Source organism: Staphylococcus capitis subsp. capitis, from assembly GCF_040739495.1.
GTDB classification, from domain to species: Bacteria; Bacillota; Bacilli; order Staphylococcales; family Staphylococcaceae; genus Staphylococcus; species Staphylococcus capitis.
In genome coordinates, this window is sequence record NZ_CP145263.1 from 515451 (window position 1) to 533817 (window position 18367).

The following is an 18367-nucleotide window of genomic DNA, read 5'->3' on the forward strand; positions in this document are numbered from 1 at the left end:
AGTGATAACACTTAATAAAAAATAGGTATTCTATAAGTTTAGTAGGAATTAGGGGATAAAAAAAGTCAAAAATTGTACGAGAGAATAAGACAAAAGCTTACTATACATACTGATGTTATTAAATTGTGTCGTTAATGCTGAAGTTGAATTTGCCTAAGATTTTCAAAAAGTCTACTTTTGTCTTTTTCTCTACAAGTATCACTTTTCTATACTATTGTCAAAATTTTTAGATACAAAATTTTGCAAGTTTTCAATTAATTCTTTAGCTTCATCTTGATTAATATCGAATTCACTATAGACTTTCATTGATATTTCAGATAACGGTTTTTTAATTTCTTTACCTCGTTCTGTTAGTGAAATTTGAAGATTTCGTTCATCTTTTTCTTCACGACTTCGAACAACGTAATCTTTCTTTTCTAATTTCTTGAGCAGTGGTGTCAGTGTGCCTGAATCTAAAAAGACTCGCTCACCTAGTTTTTTAATATTAAGTTTCTCATCATTTTCGATCGCCATTAGTACAATATACCCTGTGTATGTTAGTTCATACTCTTTGAGGTAATTTGTGTACTTCTTTATGATTTCTTTTGAAGAAACATAAAATAAAAAACATAATTGTTTACTTAAATAACTATTCTCTACATACATTTAATCACTCCTTGTTAAAGTAACAATATTATGAAGTGTATGACTTGTCAAGTGCCGATTTCATCATTATAATCAAATTGTTTTAAATTAAATTTAGACGACATTTGAATATATTTTGTTTGATTTTGAAACTCAAATAAATACAGAATAAAGGAGTATTATCCCATGACAAGATTAAATGATTTCAATGAAGTACTTAACGGAAGAAAATCAGTAAAGGTATTCGATAGTGAATATAAAATTCCTCATGAAGAAATGGATGAAATGATTACTAAAGCTACAAAGGCACCTTCATCAGTTAATATGCAACCATGGAGAATTGCTGTTGTAGAGAGTGACGAAGGAAAAGAAAAAATCAAAGAAGCTTTTGGATTTAATTCAAGACAACTTACTACTTCTTCGGCTATGGTGATTATTTTCGGAGATTTACAAAATTACGAAAAAGCTGAACAAATTTATAATGATGCAGTAGACCAAGCCCATATGACAGAGGAAATTAAAACTCAAATGTTAGAATGGATTCTTCCTTATTATAAAAGTTTGTCAAGAGAAGGTATGAAGGACATTGTAAATATTGATAGTAGTTTAATGGCTATGCAATTTATGCTAACTGCTAAAGCTTATGGATATGACACAAATCCTATTGGTGGCTTTGATAAAGAAAATATCGCTAAGATTATTGGTTATGATTCAGATAGATATGTCCCAGTATTAGCAATTGCTATTGGTAAAAAAGCTCAAGAAGCTCATGGTTCTGTAAGATTACCTGTTCATGAAGTGAGAGAATATTTATAAAGTAATATTCATGAGATGAGAACATTTTGTTACAATGTTAAATAATCTCTTTTATATAACCAACTTTTAGTTCATACTTAATAAGATAAGTATAAAAGGAGTTTCTATCATGAGTAGAAAACAAGTCATTTTAAGAATAATTATTATATTAATCATTTCACTTATTTTAGCCATAGTATTTTTCTTTGGTCTAAAAAGTTATCAAGGTCATAAAAATATCGAACTTATGGATAGTTATATCAAAGAACATCATTTACAAGATAAAATTAAAAAGCAAGATAATTTGTATAGTGCTAAAAAAGGGATGTATTACAAAGAAATCGTTTTCAAAGACGAATCTAATGTCACTTATGTTATGCAACCAATTAGTACAAATAAAGGTATATTTGTAGAAGGCTTTGATAGTGAAACGAAGAAAAGCATAAAGAAAGCGAAACATAGTGATTTTGATAAAAATTATAAACCATCTAAATAAATAATTTAGAGTACACACGACTTCATGATCCACTTTGAAGTCGTGTGTTTTTTTACTATTATTAACATTTTTGACTTCAAGTCATAAATATTTTATTTATTAATAGCTTTAAAATTTAAGTAGCTATTTTAATATTATCTGATATAATTAAGTGATGTCAGATGAAGGGGAGTTTGCATTATGGCTCTATTCAAGAGAAAAATAAGTTTACCAACGCAAGTTATTATTGCTTTGGTACTAGGTGTCATCGTAGGACTTTTATTATTTGGACAAGATAATTTAGCAAATTATATAAAGCCTTTTGGTGACATATTCTTAAATTTAATAAAAATGATCATTATTCCGATTGTATTCTGTGCACTTGCTTTGTCTATATCGAATTTAGGGGATTCGAAAAAGGTAGGCAGTTATGGATGGAAAGCAATCCTTTACTTTGAAATTATAACGACAGTTGCTATTGGGTTAGGTATTATAATTGGTAACCTGTTCAAACCAGGTGCCGGATTAGATTATAATAAACTACCTAAAGGTGACATTTCTAAATATCAATCTTCTGCACATTCAGCTGAACAAGCTTCTACATACGGTAATCATTTAATTGATACTATTGTAAATATTGTGCCAACCAATCTATTTGAATCATTAGCTAAAGGTGATTTATTACCAATTATATTCTTTGCAGTATTCTTTGGTTTAGGTCTCGCAGCAATAGGAGAAAAAGCTGAACCAGTTAAAGGTTTTCTAAGTGGCACATTAGAAGCAGTGTTTTGGATGATTAATAAAATCTTAAAACTTGCTCCAATAGGAGTATTTGCATTTATATGTACAACTGTTATGACATTTGGAGTATCAGCTTTAGTTCCATTATTAAAACTTTTATTAGTAGTAGTTGGAGCAATGATTTTCTTTGTTGTAGTTGTATTAGGAATTGTTGCTCGAATGGTTGGAGTTAGTATCTTCTCAATCATGAAAATTTTAAAAAGCGAGTTGTTACTAGCATTTTCAACTTCAAGTTCAGAAGCAGTATTACCAGTTATTATGAAGAAAATGGAAAATTTTGGTGCGCCAAAAGATGTAACCTCATTTGTTATTCCAATAGGTTATTCATTCAACTTAGACGGATCCGCATTATATCAATCAATTGCAGCATTATTTGTAGCTCAAATGTATGATGTACATTTATCGTTAACAGAACAAATAGTGTTAATGGCTACGTTAATGATTGCTTCTAAAGGTATGGCTGGGGTTCCAGGTGTTTCTATTGTAGTTTTATTAACAACATTAGGCTCTATGCACTTGCCAGCACAAGGTCTTGCATTAATTATCGGAATTGACCGATTACTAGACATGGTTCGCACATGCGTTAACGTAATGGGTAACGCTTTATCAACGATTGTTGTTGCGAAATGGGAGAAGGTATACGATAAAGAAAAAGGCCAAAAGTATCTTAATTCACTATAAAAATCTATATCTGACATTTTTTTTTTAGCGAATCTTAAAACTTAAGTTTTTAGATTCGCTTATGCATTTGTCGCAAGACAAATGAAAACAATATACATAAATAAATTAAAAAGACCTTGAGTTGGGGAATATTATTCCACTTCAAGGTCTTTTCAATTCTTTCAATATTCGTTTACATGCCGTGGTTCATGCCTTTCATATCATGAATTTTAGACATTAAACCATGAGGTACATCATCGTGTTTTACTTTTTTAACTTTTGTGATTTTTCCTGACTTTTCATCTTTAAAGATCATTACAAAGTCTTCTTTTTTTACAGAAACATTAGCGTTCGAAGGTAATTTAACATTCTTTTCAATTTTTTCATCTTTTTCGCTAATCATTTTATCTATAGTAGTACTATTTTTCATAATACCGTAATATGTATCTTTTTTACCACCTACCATCATCATAATGACAAGTACGATACACAGCACAAGCATAATTGCGATAAGTCCAAAACCTAATGCTTTTTTATTTTTCATAGTTGAATAAAACTCCTTTATTTATGTTACTTCATTTATACAGAACTTGAGATTACATTGCAATCATATTTTCAAAAATCACGAAATAAAACACTTTCAAAATTCATAAAATTATAATATTTAAAACGTAAAACTTGGCTAATGTATAAACTATTTTAGTATTTTAAAATATTCGGAATAGATAACTAAATTGAAAATACGTCTTTATTATTCTCCTTACAATTTATAGTAAACCTTACTGGTAAGGGCACCAATATACAGAGTTTCTTACAAAAGAAATTTTAAATACAAATAGGGAGAGGAACAAATCAATGTCATTGTCCTCTCCGGTATCTTTTAAAATATTAAATTTCAATTGTGATAGGAGTATCTAACTCATCATCATTCATTAATTTAATTGATTTAGGAATTACTTTTAAGACGCACAATTCTGGATCTTGTTTAGAATCGAAGAATGTCTTATCTTGTGTTTCCCATAACCAATCAATGACTTTCTGATCTTTAACTACTTCAATTTGAGCATCAATTTCAACAAAGCTATTATTAGTTGTCTCATTGTAGCCTAAAAGAATGTAAGCGTGTGGATTATCTTCAATTTCATCAACTTTTACTGAATTGATACTAGTTTTAGTATATAAAGTTAAATCATCGTTATAGAAAACCATATATCTACTATTAGGTTTGTTATTATAAGCAGTTGATAATACGCCAACTTTAGAAGTTTCTAATACTTTTTCAATTGCTTGAGTTGCTTTTTGTTTATCCAAAATCATCATCTCCTTAATAGTTACTATATCCATTCATTGATGATGATAAACTCAGACACTTGTAACACTTAAATGGGTTTAAAACATATATATTTAACTTCATCATGCTTCAAAGTCATTTGGAATGGTTTGTTGTTTTCTTCTTGAATAGCTAATTCTGTTTTAGGGCGATTACATTTATCTAAATCTTCAAGTATATTACGTTCTATATATAATAATTCTTTGCTTTTAGGAAGTAGATTTTGGATTGAACCGTGCTCATTATTTAACGTTTTTATAATAATGAGGGAGTTCTTTTTAAATTATTTTTGAAAATGAACTTCTGTTTACTATCAGATAAATAACGATCATTGATTTTATTAAATAATAAGATATGATAATTTCCATCTTTACGGCTTATTAGATAGTTATTCCCAAGTTCTAAAGGTTCGTCGACAAATGAATCACCCATTTTATAAATGTGCATTAAAGGTAAAGGGCTACCATAATTGTTAAATAAAGCTATATATTGTGAGTGATCGTCGATAAGTTGATAACTTATGCCACCACCGTATCTCATAAGGGCGATAAGGTGACATACTAAATCTGATAACTGTAATGGATTAGTGCCATTATTAGTATACTTAAAACACTTAAGTGATAAATTATTGTATACAAAATTTGTAGTTGGAATTCCTGAATCTAGCATAAATTGCTTGTAATTTTCAAAATGAGTAGATGAATGATGATATGTCTTACGTTTGGTTAATAACAAATTTTTAGTTTCAAGATTCTCAATGTCAATGAAATAGTAATCAAAGTTAAGACGTTTCATTATATCGTAAGTTTGATCAATTGAAGGCGAATCACGAAGTAAACCTTCAACGGTAATACCATACCTAATTTCACGATTTTTATTTTTAATTTTTAAATGACATAAATGGATTTCGTTTACAGTCATATATTCTGAATTAAAAACAAGCATGAGCTTAACTAGCTTTTTATTATTCTTATAATCTTGATTGCTTTGTAAAAATGATAATATGATTTGATTAATTGCTTCAAATTGTTGCGTAGAATTAATTTGCATTGCTAGACCGATATCCATTTCGAATAACTTTTCAAAACAACGATTTAACAAATTAAGGTTAATATGACTAATTGCGATATCGTTAATATCTTGGATAAATACTACGGGTTGTGGCAAATAAGAGAAATCGATATCGTAGTACTCGTTAAAAACGAACTGGAATAATTTGTTAAAGTTTTCAAATCGGATAAATGCTTTAGAGCTTTTGGTATGATCTTTAGGATTAAATTGATTAAGATCTATCTCAGTAATTTCAGTTGCTAATTGATCATTAAATTCAAATTGATTGATTAAATCTTTGTAATCTAAAAAATGAGTTTGGCTAAAATCCATTACTGGATTTAATGAAATTTTAGAGATCATAGAACGGAATTGTTTGGGACTAAAGCCTAGATGATTTTTGAATTGATTAGTGAAGTTCGTATGACTACTAAAACCAGAGCGTTCAGAAATCGCATTGATTGAATCATCTGTAGATAATAGCAATTTTATGGCATAAATGACTTTTAAACTTGTAAAGTAATCTTTAAAGTTCATATTTAAGTAGCGAACAAATAAATTTGAACAATATGATTCAGAAATATTACAATAATTTGCAACTTCGCGTAATGATAACGTATCTGAAACTTTGGAATGAATGTAGCTAAGTCCTTGGATAAATACTGGATGATTGATAGCAACTTGAGGGATATATTTTTCCTTGTATCTTATCACTGTTTCCTTAAATAAAGTCTGAATAATTTTTGAAATAGCTTGAGTATCTTGCTCTTCTTCGCTCATATAATGATGAATCGATTGTAAAATAATATTTTTTACAAAACCGCTAGATTGAAGTAAATGTCGATCAAAATAACATTTGAAGAAATTTTCATCCTCACTATAGAAATAAAATACAGGAATAGAGAGCATAACCAAGTTCGAGGATTGATTTACATAAAAAATATCAGCTTGATTAATAATAGCAATATGATTATCTAAATCTTTAGTTTCACCATTAATCGTAATTTCTAGATGATTTGTAAGTGAGAACATTAAAATGATTCGATTGATATTTCGAGTTGGGGGTGAATGATACTGTTGATAAATATTTAAATGACATGTCATAATTCGGCACTGTGCTCCTTATAGAATAATAAATGTTATTATAATCGATTCGTCTTGAAATAGTAATAGAGAAATATAAAAATTTTTCCTTGTAAAGTTAAGCAACCAATCAAAAATTATAAGTAGTACACAACACAAATAATTATTTAGAAATATAGAGTTCTTATTTTGAAAATTTTGGATAGAGTGCAAACGAATTTTTTAGTACATAATAAATATAGATTTCGACCCAATTGAAATTCTAAAAAGAAGTTAATGTAAATTTTTAGACGATTTGCGATTAATTTTATAGTGAATTAATTTTTGGATGGAAATCGTAGCAATAAATGTACTATGTATGTTAATACATCAAGAATCAACAGCATAAAGAGAGAGACAACAAAGAATAGCACACATTTTCTATTATTTAATTGTTTAACTATACTAATAGAATAAACAACTAGAAAAATTCAGTTATACTTAATAATTTTCTCGAAACTTATTCATCAACCAACTCAAGTTAAGTCATCTAGAAAGAAATGACACCATGGAATAAGAAGAATGCATAACATCGAAGAATAAGATCAACAAGAATAAAATTCATTCTTCTCAAACATCAGGAATCAACATCAAGACTAATTAATGTTAAGACAAATTATTGAAACACATGAAATACTTACTATTTCAACAACAGGAATCAACATCTATGCACATTAAAGTATAATCGATCAACAACAATTGTTTAGTAGCAACAATTAGAAGATTTTTAATTAAAATTACTCTCCCCCGAAGTACTATTAAATTAAAGAAATATATTTCGTGTAGTGTCATGGTAAAGTTTTATATTTTATTAATTATCAGCTTAATGTTTTAATTATTCGAATGACATAGCTACAAGGCAAGATATTCCATTAGTGTTTTATTAACAAGCCTTAATGCTATTACAGTGTGAAACAACTTAGACAATTACTCTTTTTAGAAATAATATAACACGTACATTATTGCGAAAGACTTAGGTGTTTTCACCTAGGTCTTTTTTTAATTTAGTACTGTACTTTCTTGAAGGTATTTAATGTCATACTTATTAGCAAGTTGACTCAAATAACTTAGTAGGGTGTCCAATTCAATTTGATGATTCATAAAGTCATCCTTTAACATCAATGCCTTATGTTTTTCATTTTCAGTTGCTATATTTTTAAAATAACCCCACATGTGTTCATAGGCATTAATAATTGAGCCAGTTGTTGGAGAATGATTAATTGCTTCATTAATTTGAAATTGTACTTCTTCAAGAGAGGGTGATTCTTTTAGCAGTGCTCTAATTATGTTATAGGCATTTTGATCATGTAGTAATACGCGATATTTCTCTTCTCGCCAAAGCTTTTCTATTTTTCCACGTTCTTTCATTAAATTATTCACCTCATCTTATATTATTAGGGTTACCCGGAAGTTAAGTTTCTAAATTAATATGATTACTAATAAACGATTGATGAGCTATTGCGTAAAACTTTGGAACCGGTTACAATAAAGTTAAATAAATGGAACCGGTTTCTAAATAAGGAGGCTTATTTAATGAGCTATAAGAAATCTGCTGAAGATATATTACAAGCAATAGGTGGGGAAGAAAACCTTGATGCTATTGCACATTGTGCTACAAGATTAAGATTAGTTCTTAATGATGAAAGCAAAGTAGATGAAGAAACGCTAAATAATATGGATGTAGTAAAGGGAACTTTCTCAACTGGGGGACAGTATCAAATCATTATTGGATCTGGGACTGTTAACAAAGTATTTAATGAATTAGAGAAAATTACTGGCAAAGAGGCATCAACGACATCAGATGTTAAAGATAAGTCGACTAAAAATATGAATCCTTTACAAAAATTTGTGAAAATGTTGTCAGATATATTTGTTCCTATTATTCCAGCAATTGTAGCTGGTGGTTTATTGATGGGATTGAATAACATTCTAACTGCCAAAGATTTGTTCTATAAAGGACAATCATTCATTGATGTTCACAGTCAATTTGCTGGCTTGGCTGAAATGATAAACGTCTTTGCAAATGCACCATTTACTTTACTTCCTATTTTAATAGGATTTAGTGCAGCTAAACGTTTTGGGGGTAATCCTTTCTTAGGTGCCGCACTAGGCATGATATTAGTTCATCCTAGTTTAATGAGCGCTTATGATTTTCCTAAAGCAGTTGAAGCAGGGAAAGCTATTCCCCATTGGGATATTTTTGGATTACATATTAATCAGGTGGGCTATCAAGGACAAGTGCTTCCCATGTTAGTTGCTGCGTATATTTTAGCTACAATTGAAAAGTGGCTACGTAAAGTGATACCGACTGTTTTGGATAATTTACTGACACCATTGTTATCTATATTTGTTACAGCTTTTATCACATTTTTATTCGTTGGACCTATTACACGTCAATTAGGATATTGGTTATCAGATGGACTAACTTGGTTGTATGATTTTGGTGGGGCTATAGGAGGCCTCATATTCGGCTTACTTTATGCACCAATTGTAATTACTGGCATGCATCATAGCTTCATCGCAGTTGAAACGACCTTGATTGCTGACGCCACTAAAACGGGAGGTTCGTTCATCTTTCCAATTGCTACTATGTCTAATGTTGCTCAAGGTGGTGCAGCCATTGCAGCATTCTTTATAATTAAACATAATAAAAAACTAAAAGGTGTGGCATCTGCAGCTGGAATTTCTGCATTATTAGGTATTACGGAACCAGCGATGTTTGGTGTCAATCTTAAATTAAGATATCCATTTATAGGTGCTGTTGTGGGATCTGGATTAGGTTCAGCTTACATTTCATTTTTCAAAGTGAAAGCTATTGCACTGGGTACTGCAGGTTTACCAGGATTTATATCTATTAATCCAGCGCATGCAGGTTGGTTACACTATCTCATAGGTATGATGATTGCCTTTATTGTGTCAATCGTTGTTACATTTGTTTTATCGAAAAGAAAGACCTATAAAGCTGCAGCTAAATAATTAAAAAGTCCCGCTTGAATTTAAAATCAAATTCAAGTGGGACTTTTTATATAAAATATGATTTAAAGCTTTTGTTTACGCCATAAATAGATACTCACTATTGCAACAAGTATCAATGATATACCTACAACGATTACCCATGAAACATAACTATGGTCGTCTATAGGTAATGGTACGTTCATACCGAAGAAACTAAACACGAGCGTAGGAAGAGTAAGTAATACAGTAAACAGTGTTAATGTCTTCATTATTGTATTCATGTCGTTAGATAGTAATGAAGCATAAGATGTTGTAATACTTTCAAGGATACGTTGATGTAATTCGGTTGTTTCAATAGCTTGATTATTTTCGATTACTAAGTCTTCAAGTAATTCTTCATCTTCTTCAAAGCGTTTGATTGCAGGTAAACGAAATAGTTTTTTAATAATTGTATCATTACCTTTTAATGCCGCTAAGAAATAAACTAAGCTTTTTTCAACTTCCATAAGTTTAAATAATTGTTTGTTAGTAATGTTATTCTTTAAATCTTTCTCGATACGAATTCGCGATTTATTTAATAATCTTAAATTTCTATTATAGTGATTTGCAATTGTTAATAGAATTTCAAGTGCAAAGCGACTATGAAATTTTAAATTAATATCATCTTGTCTTGCAAAATTTTCAAGAAATTCATTTTCGGCATCACAAACGGTCATGATAATGCCATTACCTATAATGATACCTAGTGGAATAGTAACAAACGAAAGTACGCGACGGTTTGTAGAGTTGACAATAGGTAAGTCGATAATAATGAGTGAATAGCCAGTATCTTCGTCATATTCTATACGTGCACTTTCTTCAGAATCTAATGGGTCACGGATAAAGTCCTCTGGAATGTTGTAGATTTCCATTAATTCTTCAATTTCTTCACGTTCAGGTTCAACAACGTTAATCCAAGACGCGCTATGATCCACTTTAGTTTCAATAATTTCATTTGAATTTATACTTTCATGTTTATAAGCAGTAATCATAACTATAATTCCTTTCAAAGTCTTCTATATTCAATTTGATTAACAGTTAGATAGTATTTGAACGATTAAGTTAGGCATGATTCATTTTATATTTATATTCTGCCATAATTCGTAATGGTCCATTATAAACAATTTTATAAATATGATGTGTTAATTCATCAACTGAAATACGATTTGGGTCTAAAACCCAATATTTAATAGTATTTATTGTAGCGCCTGCGACATAGCTATGAAAATACATCTCTGGTATACCATCTATTTCATGATTAATACTCATATATCGATTCATATTTTGTTTAATTAATAAACTTATTTTCTCTTCAAGTTTACTTCGACGATCTAACTGTAGAATGATTTGATAAAAATCTAAATTATCATCTATATGTTGAAGGATTTTAGTAAGAACTCTATCTATAAAGAGTTCTGAAATATCTTCAACAGTGTCCCCATCTATTTGATTAAAATCCGTTAGATGAGCTAGCTCTGAAATACACTCATCTTCCATATCTGAAAGCAACATATATTTATCTTCATAATGTAAATAGAAGGTTCCTCTATTCACATCAGCTTCAGTTGTAATATCTCTAATCGTAATTTTATCGAGCTCTTTGTGTTGTAATAATGTTGTAAATGCCTTCTTAATGGAAGATTTTGTCTTTCTTATTCGCCTATCTTCTTTCAATTACATATAACCTCCCAATGATTTAATAGACAATTTACAACAAAGTGTTCAATAACAGACGTATTTTATTAAATTGATTATTGTTAAATTGTTCTTACCTATTATAATAGACAACGTAAAAAATATTCAACACATTGTTCAATAAAAAAGGAGGTCAATTCATGAATATCTTTAAAAGCAAATTATTATGGTTAGCACCAATTGCTGCGATTTTAATCTTAGTTATTTTTTCACTAGCATTTTATCCAGCATTTAATCCAAAACCTAAAGATTTACCAATTGCCATCGTCAATAATGATGAAGGTACAACTATTCAAAGTAATAAAGTTGATATTGGTAAGAAAATAGAAGATAAATTATTAGATAGTGATTCAGATAAAATTAAATGGATCAAAGTTGATAAAGAATCTGATTTGAAAAAAGGATTCGATAATGAGAAATATTATGGGGCAGTTGTATTTGAAAAAGACTTTTCAAAAAATGCAATGAGTAAAACTCAAAAAGTTGTTATGGATAGTAAAAAGTCAGAGATGAAAGAAAAAGTTGAATCTGGTGAAATTCCAGCACAACAAGCTCAAAAAATGAAAGAAAAAATGGGTAATCAAAGTGTTAACGTAAAACAAGCTAAACTTAAAACGATTGTAAGCCAAGGTTCAAATTTACAAGCATCAAACATTGTTACAAATATACTATCAGGTGTCGGACAAAACTTAAATAAACAAATTACTAAACAAGGTTTATCTACACTTCAAAAACAGAATGTAGATGTAAGTCCTAAAGATATCCAAGGCATCACTAATCCGGTTAAAGTTGATGATCACAAAGTAAATAAAGTTAAAGATCATCAAGGTGGCGGTAATGCACCATTCTTAATGTTTATGCCAGTTTGGATGGGCTCAATGATTACTTCAGTGTTATTATTCTATGCATTTAGAACTAGTAATAACTTTGCGATACAACATAGAATTATTGCATCTGTAGGACAAATGGTAACTGCAGTACTTGCAGCTTTCTTAGGCAGCTTTGCATATGTGTACTTTATGAAAGGTGTATTAGGATTCCATTTCGATCATCCTAATAGAGTTGCATTGTTCATTGCTCTAGCAATAATGGTATTTGTTGGATTAATACTAGGAATTATGGTTTGGTTAGGTATGAAATCTCTACCTATCTTCATCTTACTCATGTTCTTCAGTATGCAAATGGTTACTTTACCAAAACAAATGCTCCCAGAAGGAGATCAAAAATGGGCTTATGGATGGAATCCATTTACACACTATACTACTACGCTCAAAGAGATTATTTATATGAATAAAGCAATTGAGTTAAATAGTACAGTTTGGATGCTAATTGGCTTTATGATTTTCGGTATCATTTCAAGTTTAATCGCAGCAATAGTTAGAAAACATAGTACTAAACGTACTGAAATACCTTCATAATATGAAATAAACAGCGTTAGTTTATTATTAGCTAACGTTGTTTATTTAGTAGTTGATAAAGAAGAGTTGCTTCCAGAAGTATAATTTTAAAAGACAAGTTTAAGAGACGTTAGAGATTAAGGTTTCTTACTTGTCTTCTTTTTTGTCGAAATAGTGAAAAATTAGAATTGTTATTGTTAAGTGGAAATGTAAGCTATATTATTGGAAACAGGGCAAAATTTAAAAGCACTTATATGGGAGGTTTCAATGTTAGTACATAGTAAAATGACAAAGTACATGATTGCATTGATAGTTATAATATTAATGACATTGGTTCCAGCCTTTCAGCAACAAGCTTCTGCACATGCAACTTTAGAAAAAACAACACCGCAAGATAGAGGGGTTGTTAAAGATAAACCAGAAGACATACAGCTGGAATATAATGAGCCAGTCAATGCAAAATATTCAAATATAACTTTATATAATGATAAAGGTAAAAAAATAAGTGAAGTAAAACCTACAACTTCAGGATGGTCAAAAACTTTAGAATTTCCTGGAGATCAAATTGCTAAAGGGACAAATACAGTTGAATGGCATGCGATTTCAGCAGATGGTCATGAAGTGAGTAATAAATTTGAGTTTTCAGTAGGCAAGGTGACTGCTAAAAATGTTGATACCTCTGATTCTTTTTATGAACAACCAAGCTTTTGGTTTGGTGTATTTCGATACCTCACAGAAGGTGCAACGATTATTTTAGTTGGCTTGTTCTGGATGAATGGTATTGCTAAACGTCGAGGATTAAAGCAATTTAACATATTACCTAAACAGGTCGGTGTCGCATGGATAATGGGGATGTCGATTCTTATGTCGATACTCGTTTATATGATGACACTCACATCAGATGTGTTAAACGATATTTTATCTTTTAAAGCTAACGTCATTATGCAATTTCCATATATCATTAGTTCAATTGCGCTTATTGTATTATTTATATTAATGGTTCTTAAAGATATGGAAAAATTATGGTACTGGCTTGTGTCGTTAGCAATGATATTAGCTATAGCAATGTCTGGTCATGCGTGGTCACAACATGTGCCACTTTGGTCTATAGTAATTAGAACGCTACATTTAGCAGGAATGACACTATGGTTAGGCGCGTTAGTCTATCTGATTTGTTACGCTAAAAATGGACGTGGCAATCAATTAACAAATGTTAGACATATGCTTTTGAAAACGAATATTACAGCGGTAGCTTTATTGATAATTTCTGGTGTCCTGATGGCTATTGACGAAACAAATGTCTTAGCTATATGGAATAATATACAAGCTTGGACAGTATTTATCATTATTAAAGTGATTGGTACATTAATCATGATGATTTTAGGATTTTACCAAACGTACCGTGCTTTAGGTAAAAGAAATCATGTAAACAAAGTAACTCTATTTACAGAACTTATTATCGGCATTATTTTAATTTTTGCCGGTGTGATGATGAGTCAAATTAATATCCCAAGTTAAGGAGGAAAATCATGTTACGCAAATTGATATCAATGACAATTGTTTTATTTTTTGCGATTGGATGTTTTAAATACGCCGATGCGCACGTGACACTTAATCCCAACCAAAGTGAACCAGGATCTTATGACAAATATGATGTGAGGGTTCCAGTTGAGCAAGATAATAACACTGTCAAAGTTGAATTGAATGTCCCTAAAGGTGTCAACGTAGCAAACGTCGCACCTGTTGAAGGATTTAAGCATCAATTTAAAAAAGATAAGAAAGGCAATATCACTAAAATTACATGGAAAGCTACTGGTAAAGGAATAGGACCTAACGAGTTTATAGAATTTCCGATTGTAGCAGCTAATCCTGAAGATGAGGGCACATTTAAATGGAAAGCATATCAAACGTATGATAACGGTGATGTTGTAAAATGGACTGGTAAAGAAAATAGTGAACATCCTGCTCCAACTACTACTGTGAAAAAAGGTGCAAGTTCAAATGATAAAAAATCTGAAGCATCAACTTCAAATGGTGGAGGCTCAATCGCTTTATGGATTGTGTCCATCTTTGCAATAATTATTTCATTAGTTGCTCTATTTAAACATGCACGTAATAAAAAATAAAGAGCTCAAAAATTCCTAAAAAGTTTACTTTATCTTTTTAGGAATTTTTTGTAGTCATCTATATTCTTCGTGATTTTGTCACTTTAATATTTAGTAATATGTTCTATAATATAACCGTGAGGGAGGATTCATCATGCGTAGATTACTATATTCTTTTTTATTCTATATGATTATAGGACTATTAAGTGGTTTCTATTACAGAGAATTAACTAAAGCGCATCATTTTACGGGTGATACACAATTAGCATTAGTACATACTCATACACTTATACTCGGAATGTTTATGTTCTTACTTTTATTACCACTTGAAAAGGTATTTAAATTAAGTAGTTATTATTTATTTAATTGGTTCTTTATCGTCTATCATTTAGGTGTCATAGTGACAATAGGCATGATGACTTATAAAGGTACTTTACAAGTGATTGGTGCAAAATATTCACCAGAAGCTTTAGCAGGCTTTGCTGGTATAGGTCATACGGGAATGCTAGCAGGACTGTTATTATTATTCTTTTTACTTAGACAAGCAATTATTACTGAACCTAAGGATTAATTTTAACTCGTGAGTTTTTAATGACTCACGAGTTTTTTATGTAGTGCTAATATGAATATCTTCAATACGCATTTCACATATAGTATAATATTGATGAAATAAATGATAATAATTATCACTGGGAATTAATTAATATGCTTTACATATTATAGGAGGAAGCAATATGGAAGACGTTACGATTATAGGTGGCGGTCCAGCTGGCTTGTTTGCAAGTTTCTACTCTGGGTTGAGAGGGATGTCAGTTAGAATCATTGATGTGCAAGATAAGTTAGGTGGTAAAATGCAAATTTATCCGGAGAAAATTATTTGGGACATTGGTGGTGTTGCACCTAAACCGTGCTACCAGATTATCGAAGATATGATTAAACAAGGTTTACATTTTAATCCTAAAGTAAATTTAAATGAACGTGTTACTGATATACGTAAAGTTTCAGAAAGACATTTTGAAATTGAAACAAGTGAAGGGCACATTTATGAATCCAAAGCAGTTATTTTCGCTATTGGAGGAGGGATCATTAATCCAAAACCGCTTGATATTAAAGGTGCAGAACGTTATCAACTTACAAATCTTCACTATGTCGTTCAGTCATTTTCAAAATTTAGAGATAAAGATGTCCTTATTTCCGGTGGAGGAAATACTGCATTAGATTGGGCGCGAGATATTGCGAAAATTGCCAAAAGCGTAACGGTGATTTATCGAAAATCAGAAACAAGTGGTTATGAAGCTATGAATGGGATTCTTAAAGAACTTGGTGTACAATTACTGCCAAACACTAAAATTAAACAATTTATTGGAAATGACAATGATACACGTATTCATCAAGTGAAACTGGAGAATGTTGAGAGCGGTAAAATCGAAACTCAAGCTTTTGATGAAGTCATAATTAGTCATGGCTTTGATCATGAGAATCCACTACTCAAAGATTGTACATCACAATTTGAACTTTATGATGAATACCGAGTTAAAGGCTTTGGGAATACGACTACTAGTGTAGAGGGTATTTACGCATGTGGCGATATCGTGCACCATGATGCTAAAGTACATTTAATTGCGAGCGCATTCAGTGATGCTGGTAATGCTGCTAATTTAGCTAAGACGTACATCGAACCTCATGCAGCAACTGAAGGTTATGTATCAAGTCATAACGATATCTTTAAGGAGTCAAACAAAGATATTGTGAACCAATATCTATACTAAGTTTATTGAAAGGATAGCATAGTGATGGTAGAAATTAATTTTGAAGCACCTAAAGTTCAAGAATACTGTGATTTAAGAGTCAACGCTGGTATGAGTCCTAAGTCAATTGAAGCTGCTGAAAAGGGGTTACCCAATGCTTGTTTTAATGTCACAATTTATGATGACAATAAGCTCATTGGTATGGGGCGTGTTATAGGAGATGGTGGTACTGCTTTTCAGATTGTAGATATCGCAGTAAATAAAGAATACCAAGGTTTGGGACATGGGCGTACTATAATGGAAGAAATTATGAAGTATATTAATCGAGTGGCTGAAAAAGGAACATATATAAGTTTAATGGCAGATTATCCAGCTGATAAACTTTATGAAAAGTTTGGGTTCATAAGTACCGAGCCACATTCAAAAGGAATGTATATCAAGTATTAAAGATTTGAGCGCGAGTAGACTATGAGGTGTACTCGCGCTCTTTTTCTTATATTAATTATTTTGAAGCATTAAAATCTATTATAATGCGACCAGTATTTTCATGGTTAATCACTTTATCAATAGCTTGAGGAAGTTCATCAAAAGAAATGACATGCTTAATATCATGAAGTTGATTTGGTTTTAAATCTCTTGCTAATCTTCTCCATACACGACGACGTAACTTGATTGGTGTGAAAACTGAATCAATGCCAATAATACTTACACCTCTTAAGATAAATGGAAAAATCGAACTTTCAAACTCATTGCCACCAGTCATACCAATTACTGCTACACTGCCATTATTATCTAAACGTTTAACAATATAAGGTAAATTTTGACCACCGACAGGGTCAATGGCTGCTTGCCAAGTGCGTGATGCCAATGCTTTTTCATCATTATCTGGTAGGCGATTGATTACTTCAGTAGCACCAAGTTCTTTTAAATCAGCGTCAACATTCTTTCGGCCGGTACTAGCTATCACGTCATATCCCAGATTCTCTAACATAAGCATAGCAAGTGTGCCAACGCCACCTGTTGCTCCTCTTACTAAAACTTCTTTTCCTTCAATAGTCATGCCAGCTTTTTCTAATTTTTCAATAGCTAAGCCAGCTGTATATCCAGCAGTTCCATAAATCATAGCTTCTTCTAGAGTAAGTCCCTCTGGTAAGTTAATAACCCACTCTGATTTCACACGTGCGTATTCACTGAAACCACCATAATGACTTACACCTAAGTCATAGCTTGTAACAATGACTTCATCTCCAACTTCTAATCCAGGTGCATTCGTTTCTTCAATAGTACCAGCCAAATCAATACCAGGCACCATAGGATAACTTTTTACAATTGCATTGTTATCTTGTGTAGCCAAAGCGTCTTTATAATTAATTCCAGAATAGTGAACCTTAATGAGAACGTCACCTTCAGGTAAATCCTCTTTACTTATCTTTTTAAAATCATGAGAAACGTTACCTTTGTCGTCTTGATCAACTATAAATGCTTGAAACTTTTCTACCATAGTATAGCCACTCCTATAAGTATCTTTTTAAATTCTATAAATTATAGTAATCGTCAACTCTAAATTCCCT

At 31.0% G+C, this 18367-nt stretch carries 17 protein-coding genes and 1 pseudogene; 10 read left to right on the plus strand and 8 right to left on the minus strand.

Features of this window, described 5'->3' with window-relative positions; genetic code table 11:
* Window positions 1-198: 198 nt before the first annotated feature.
* Complete coding sequence (locus V6C74_RS02490) at window positions 199-645, minus strand: MarR family winged helix-turn-helix transcriptional regulator (RefSeq protein WP_002432941.1); 447 nt, start codon at window positions 643-645, stop codon at window positions 199-201.
* 165 nt (window positions 646-810) lie between these two features.
* Here V6C74_RS02490 and V6C74_RS02495 point away from each other — a divergent pair, with 165 nt between their 5' ends.
* The 3 genes from V6C74_RS02495 to V6C74_RS02505 all read left to right on the plus strand — a co-directional run bounded on the left by V6C74_RS02495 (window position 811) and on the right by V6C74_RS02505 (window position 3376).
* Complete coding sequence (locus tag V6C74_RS02495; protein ID WP_002453908.1) at window positions 811-1440, plus strand: nitroreductase family protein; 630 nt, start codon at window positions 811-813, stop codon at window positions 1438-1440.
* A gap of 109 nt (window positions 1441-1549) precedes the next feature.
* On the plus strand, window positions 1550-1915 hold the full coding sequence (locus V6C74_RS02500; RefSeq protein ID WP_002432567.1) for a DUF3139 domain-containing protein: 366 nt from the start codon (window positions 1550-1552) through the stop codon (window positions 1913-1915).
* 180 nt (window positions 1916-2095) lie between these two features.
* Window positions 2096-3376, plus strand: coding sequence for a cation:dicarboxylase symporter family transporter (locus tag V6C74_RS02505; protein ID WP_002432290.1), 1281 nt, complete (start codon window positions 2096-2098; stop codon window positions 3374-3376).
* 172 nt (window positions 3377-3548) lie between these two features.
* Here the strand turns inward: V6C74_RS02505 and V6C74_RS02510 are convergent, their stop codons facing one another.
* The 4 genes and pseudogenes from V6C74_RS02510 to V6C74_RS02525 all read right to left on the minus strand — a co-directional run bounded on the left by V6C74_RS02510 (window position 3549) and on the right by V6C74_RS02525 (window position 8225).
* Window positions 3549-3899, minus strand: coding sequence for a DUF4889 domain-containing protein (locus tag V6C74_RS02510; protein ID WP_002432288.1), 351 nt, complete (start codon window positions 3897-3899; stop codon window positions 3549-3551).
* 344 nt (window positions 3900-4243) lie between these two features.
* Window positions 4244-4666: a pyridoxamine 5'-phosphate oxidase family protein gene (locus V6C74_RS02515; protein WP_002432565.1), complete on the minus strand. Its 423-nt coding sequence runs from the start codon at window positions 4664-4666 to the stop codon at window positions 4244-4246.
* 68 nt (window positions 4667-4734) lie between these two features.
* A pseudogene (gene rsp, locus V6C74_RS02520) lies at window positions 4735-6839 on the minus strand (AraC family transcriptional regulator Rsp).
* Between the two features lie 1017 nt (window positions 6840-7856).
* Window positions 7857-8225, minus strand: coding sequence for a YbgA family protein (locus V6C74_RS02525; protein WP_002453906.1), 369 nt, complete (start codon window positions 8223-8225; stop codon window positions 7857-7859).
* A 165-nt stretch (window positions 8226-8390) separates the two neighbouring features.
* Between V6C74_RS02525 and V6C74_RS02530 the strand changes: the two genes are divergently transcribed.
* Window positions 8391-9833 carry a sucrose-specific PTS transporter subunit IIBC gene (locus V6C74_RS02530; RefSeq protein WP_002432683.1) on the plus strand — a complete coding sequence of 481 codons (1443 nt, stop codon included), beginning with the start codon at window positions 8391-8393 and terminating at the stop codon, window positions 9831-9833.
* 62 nt (window positions 9834-9895) lie between these two features.
* Here V6C74_RS02530 and V6C74_RS02535 read toward each other — a convergent pair whose 3' ends face one another.
* Together V6C74_RS02535 and V6C74_RS02540 are read right to left on the minus strand one after the other, a co-directional pair.
* Window positions 9896-10843 (minus strand): magnesium transporter CorA family protein, encoded by a 948-nt coding sequence (locus V6C74_RS02535; protein WP_367141519.1) that lies wholly within the window; start codon window positions 10841-10843, stop codon window positions 9896-9898.
* A 70-nt stretch (window positions 10844-10913) separates the two neighbouring features.
* Entirely contained in the window at window positions 10914-11525 is a 612-nt protein-coding gene (locus tag V6C74_RS02540; RefSeq protein ID WP_103175488.1) for a TetR/AcrR family transcriptional regulator, read from the minus strand.
* Between the two features lie 161 nt (window positions 11526-11686).
* Between V6C74_RS02540 and V6C74_RS02545 the strand changes: the two genes are divergently transcribed.
* The 6 genes from V6C74_RS02545 to V6C74_RS02570 all read left to right on the plus strand — a co-directional run bounded on the left by V6C74_RS02545 (window position 11687) and on the right by V6C74_RS02570 (window position 17243).
* Window positions 11687-12964, plus strand: a complete 1278-nt coding sequence (locus V6C74_RS02545; protein ID WP_016898605.1) for an ABC transporter permease — start codon at window positions 11687-11689, stop codon at window positions 12962-12964.
* Between the two features lie 246 nt (window positions 12965-13210).
* Window positions 13211-14461 (plus strand): copper resistance protein CopC, encoded by a 1251-nt coding sequence (locus V6C74_RS02550; RefSeq protein WP_002453904.1) that lies wholly within the window; start codon window positions 13211-13213, stop codon window positions 14459-14461.
* An 11-nt stretch (window positions 14462-14472) separates the two neighbouring features.
* A complete protein-coding gene (locus tag V6C74_RS02555; RefSeq protein WP_002453903.1) occupies window positions 14473-15069 on the plus strand; it encodes a YcnI family protein in 597 nt (198 codons plus the stop codon).
* Between the two features lie 133 nt (window positions 15070-15202).
* Entirely contained in the window at window positions 15203-15619 is a 417-nt protein-coding gene (locus tag V6C74_RS02560) for a DUF2871 domain-containing protein (RefSeq protein ID WP_002432207.1), read from the plus strand.
* Between the two features lie 163 nt (window positions 15620-15782).
* A complete protein-coding gene (locus V6C74_RS02565; RefSeq protein WP_002453902.1) occupies window positions 15783-16817 on the plus strand; it encodes an NAD(P)/FAD-dependent oxidoreductase in 1035 nt (344 codons plus the stop codon).
* Window positions 16818-16841: 24 nt separating this feature from the next.
* Entirely contained in the window at window positions 16842-17243 is a 402-nt protein-coding gene (locus tag V6C74_RS02570; protein ID WP_016898606.1) for a GNAT family N-acetyltransferase, read from the plus strand.
* Between the two features lie 55 nt (window positions 17244-17298).
* Here V6C74_RS02570 and V6C74_RS02575 read toward each other — a convergent pair whose 3' ends face one another.
* The gene (locus V6C74_RS02575; protein WP_002453900.1) at window positions 17299-18297 is read right to left on the minus strand and encodes an acryloyl-CoA reductase; all 999 of its coding nucleotides are present in this window, start codon (window positions 18295-18297) and stop codon (window positions 17299-17301) included.
* Window positions 18298-18367: the final 70 nt, after the last annotated feature.